Here is a 2,442-nt window from a genome sequence, read left to right as displayed (position 1 = left end):
CCTAACTAGGCTGGGGGTGGGTATAAGTATACAAGTATCAAAAATGCACATCCTAAAACGAGCGAAAATGTACATCCTAGCGTTGACATTTATAGCTTTTTCCTTTACTCCATTAACGCTCCTATTTTTGAATGATCAATAAAAGTTGATATTGCTGAATAGCAAGATATATTTCTTTATTATATGAATAGAAACTCACTGTCCTTAAACTCTTGTCCAATCAAAGTTAAAAGGTAAAACATAGTGTATAAGCAAAGGTTAAATTATGCCTTATAATCAACAGTGCCATGAGAAGGGAGGTTACATTATGAGTTGGGACAAGTTAAAAAAACTTTGTCAAGAGTTTGCCAGAATACTCGGCGGGAGTGGAAGCCTGGATGAAAATGGGGTTTGTCTAGTACAGAAGTTTCGTAATATTGACTTTACCATTCTAGGACGTGAAACTAATTCTCCACTAGTTGTTCCTCAATTTTTTACTTTTGAAAATTTAGATAGAAAAGGTAATGCGTTAAACTTAGGCGAAACCGTTCTTTTACAAGATGAAGTTAACCCCTTATTAACAGAACTTCGAAAACGAGATATTATCGTGACAGCTATTCATAATCATTGGTTATTTGAAGAACCTAGAGCGATGTATATGCACTTTGAATCAATTGAACCTCCACTGCAGTTTGCCAGAAAAGTAAGAGAAGCATTTAAGGTATTAGAAGATTAAGATATTTATTCCCTAAGTTCTATAGTATTGAATATGTGATCATTTCTAGTTGGCATTAGCGCATCTCTAGAAACATGAATAAGCGAATTCCTTATGTAAAGGTGTTCGCTTTTTTTGGTTTAATGTGGAGGGAAGCGTTAAAATAGGAAAATTCACAAAATAAATTTTATTAAAAAACTATGCTATAATTTACAGTGAAATTACAAGAGTTAGGGGATATTTCTATGTTGAAAGATCTGTTTATAGGCCTCTCCCAGAATGAATTTTTGAATGCCGCAGCAAAGAAATACGGATTGAAATTAGGGGCGCAGAGTGTCGTTGCAGGAACAAATTTAAATCAGGCTATCCAAAGCATTAAAGAACTTAACGCACATGGAATCTCTTGTACTGTCGATAACCTCGGTGAGTTTGTATATAAAAAGGAAGAGGCGGCAGAAGCGAAAAAACAAATATTAGAAGTGATTGAAGCCATTCATGAAAATCAGGTAGATGCTCATATTTCACTAAAGCCTTCCCAATTAGGCCTTGATATTGATTACGCTTTCTGCCTGGAAAGCGTAAAAGAAATTGTAGATAGAGCGAGCAAGTACGATATTTTTGTAAATATGGATATGGAAGACTCTAAGCGTTTGCAGCCTTCCTTTAATATACTTGATGAACTATCCAAGGATTATGATAATGTGGGAACTGTTATCCAGGCTTATTTCTTTGGAGCTGAGGATGATATAAAAAAATATAAAGACTTCCGTCTGCGTATCGTAAAAGGCGCATACAAAGAGCCTGAAGAAATCGCATATCAAGATAAGGGCGATATTGACCGAAACTTTATTAAATTAATAGAATGGCATTTGTTAAATGGCAAATTCACATCAATTGCTACCCATGACCATAAAGTTATAAATCATGTAAAAGAATTTGTAAGGGTTAACAATATTCCTAAGGAAAAATTTGAATTTCAAATGTTATATGGTTTCAGGAAGGACCTGCAGTTAAAGCTTGCAAGCGAAGGGTACAATTTCTGTACGTATGTGCCATTCGGGAACGACTGGTACGGATATTTTATGAGGCGCCTTGCTGAAAGGCCGCAAAACCTGAACCTTGTAGCTAAACAAGTATTCAACAAGAAAACGAATACAATGCTGGGTGTTGCAGCTGGTGCATTTTTATTAGGAAGGCTGACCAAGCAGCGTAAAAATAAATAATTTATGAAACCTCCCTTGTTATAAATAAAGAGGCTGACTCAAAAGGTTGTTGAACGACTACTCTTTTGAGTCAGTTTTTTATTTTGAGATCATTTTTTCCTCATTTTCGAGTAACTTATTCAAAATTTAGGAGAGATATCCCTAGTTATCCTCCCAAAGCTTCACTTTTTTACCCTGTTTTTCTAGAAGATCATCCCACTTTTTTAAATTGTGGGCAACACAAATAAGACCCCAATCCGTGGTGTTATTGGATAAGCCTCTTAGAGAAAACCGGTTGAATTTTCGGTTGTGTTTAATTTGTCCAAAGACGGGCTCGACATCTATTTTTCTATTTCTGTACTTCTGATTCCCTTCTTCAGAGGCAAGCCTTTCCTTTCTCGTATGGTGGGTTGTAGTGACTTAATTATATCAAAAAGGACGATTTTCTTCTTTTTTTTGTCTTAGTATTAATGCTGATATTGATTCTTGCACCCTGTTGATTGGAGCGGAAGGGGCGAGACTCCTGCGGGAGAAGCGAGTCAGCGG

Annotated in this window: 2 protein-coding genes and 1 pseudogene; 2 read left to right on the top strand and 1 reads right to left on the bottom strand. The window is 36.0% G+C overall.

What is annotated here, in order from left to right:
- Window positions 1-307: 307 nt before the first annotated feature.
- Together L634_RS0128395 and L634_RS0128390 are read left to right on the top strand one after the other, a co-directional pair.
- The gene (locus L634_RS0128395) at window positions 308-715 is read left to right on the top strand and encodes a DUF1259 domain-containing protein (RefSeq protein ID WP_026585295.1); all 408 of its coding nucleotides are present in this window, start codon (window positions 308-310) and stop codon (window positions 713-715) included.
- A gap of 224 nt (window positions 716-939) precedes the next feature.
- Window positions 940-1,917 (top strand): proline dehydrogenase family protein, encoded by a 978-nt coding sequence (locus tag L634_RS0128390; protein ID WP_026585294.1) that lies wholly within the window; start codon window positions 940-942, stop codon window positions 1,915-1,917.
- Between the two features lie 141 nt (window positions 1,918-2,058).
- Here the strand turns inward: L634_RS0128390 and L634_RS35045 are convergent.
- Window positions 2,059-2,292 (bottom strand): annotated as a pseudogene (locus tag L634_RS35045) (transposase); the annotation flags it as partial.
- Window positions 2,293-2,442: the final 150 nt, after the last annotated feature.

Origin of the sequence: Bacillus sp. J33, from assembly GCF_000518885.1 — a bacterium.
Classification (GTDB): domain Bacteria; phylum Bacillota; class Bacilli; order Bacillales; family Cytobacillaceae; genus Cytobacillus.
This window is presented reverse-complemented; position numbering and strand designations above follow the sequence as displayed.

Coding starts and splice junctions, on each gene's coding strand:
- L634_RS0128395 (WP_026585295.1), top strand. CDS start 308: ATGAGTTGGGACAAGTTAAAAAAACTTTGTCAAGAGTTTGCCAGAATA.
- L634_RS0128390 (WP_026585294.1), top strand. CDS start 940: ATGTTGAAAGATCTGTTTATAGGCCTCTCCCAGAATGAATTTTTGAAT.